Genomic DNA, 1,553 nt, shown 5'->3' with positions numbered 1-1,553 from the left:
ATAGTCATTATGACTCCCCGTGAGGCGGAGGCTGGCCTGCCGTGAGGGAATCAAACGCGGGTTAGCATGACTGCCAGAGCCGCACGGTGTGGACAAGGCCACACCCGGCGATTCCCACCACGGAGGCCAGCATGGAACACGATAGCACGGTGTACGTTGGGTTGGATGTCCACAAGGAGTCGATCACGGTAGCCTACGCGGTCGGCACCGGCGAGGTCGAACTGCTCGGCAAGATCGGGACGACGAAGGCCGATATCGATCGCCTGTGCAAGCGTCTGCAGTCGAAAGCGCGACGTGTCTGCTTCGTCTACGAGGCGGGCCCGTGCGGCTATGGGCTGTACCGGCAACTCGTCAAACAGGGTTTTGACTGCATGGTGTGTGCGCCGTCGCTGATTCCGCGCAAACCCGGCGAACGCGTCAAGACCGATCGACGCGATGCGATCAAGCTCGTGCGCGCGCTTCGTGCCGGGGACCTCTCGGCCGTGTACGTGCCCAGCGTGGATGACGAAGCATTCCGCGATCTCGCCCGCGCGTGGGTAAGCGCCAAGGACGATCTGAAGCGTGCGCGGCAACGGCTGAAGGCCTTTCTCCTCTCGCACGGTGTGCGCTACACGGGCAAAGCTGACTGGGGGCCTGCGCATCGGCGCTGGCTAAGCACCTATGCCTTCGACAGCGCCTGGCAGCAACTCGCGTTCGAGGAGCATCGGCGTACCATCGAGGACCGCCTCGCGCAATGCGACCGGCTGGAGGCCGCGCTGCGCGAGGCGGTGGTCAACTGGCGTTTCTATCCGGCCGTGCTGGGCCTGCAGACGATGCGTGGCGTGCAGTTCACCACGGCCGTGGGCATGCTCGCCGAGTTGGGCGATCTGTCGCGCTTCGACCACCCACGCCAGTTGATGGCCTGGCTGGGGGTAACGCCGTCCGAACACTCATCGGGCCAGAAGCGCCGGCTGGGCAGCATTACCAAGAACGGCAACAGCTATGCGCGAAAGCTGCTCGTCGAAGCGGCATGGAGCTACCAGCACCCGGCCCGCGTGAGCCTCGAGATCCAGCGCCGGCACGAGGGCATCCCGAAGCCCATTGTCGATCGGGCCTGGGACGCGCAGGTGCGCCTGTGCCGGCGCTACCGGAGGCTCGTCGCACGGGGCAAGGAGAAGAACATCGCCGTGGTCGCGATCGCCCGCGAACTGGCGGGGTTCATCTGGGACATCAGCCGGCTCGCGATGTCGCTGGCCATGCCGCGCGAGGTGCCAACAGCATGACACGCACGTGAGCAACCCACCATAACGACTGGAGGACGAGCTTCCTGAAGGCGGCGTAGCCCGGTACACGAGTAACCCGCGAGATGGCTAAGCAATCGATCTCATCGGACTTGCGATCATAGATAGCGGCAGGCTCATTGGACGGACCACTGTAATGCGGTACCCAACCCGCGGATATCAGCGTGATTCACCGTCGAGACTTACTGCTACGTCGCCCTCAGGAAACTCGAACAATATGTCTTTAGCGAAGGTGAAGAAACGATCTCTTATTGACACGGGGAGTCATATCAG

General features: G+C 63.2%; 1 protein-coding gene. It reads left to right on the top strand.

Annotation, left to right across the window (positions count from 1 at the left end):
- Positions 1-131: 131 nt before the first annotated feature.
- A complete protein-coding gene (locus BG61_RS38370) occupies positions 132-1,262 on the top strand; it encodes an IS110 family RNA-guided transposase (RefSeq protein ID WP_035936984.1) in 1,131 nt (376 codons plus the stop codon).
- Positions 1,263-1,553: the final 291 nt, after the last annotated feature.

The sequence above is a fragment of the Caballeronia glathei genome (assembly GCF_000698595.1).
GTDB lineage: Bacteria > Pseudomonadota > Gammaproteobacteria > Burkholderiales > Burkholderiaceae > Caballeronia > Caballeronia glathei.
The sequence above is the reverse complement of the archived record's forward strand: the minus strand, read 5'-3'. Positions and strand labels throughout refer to the sequence as shown.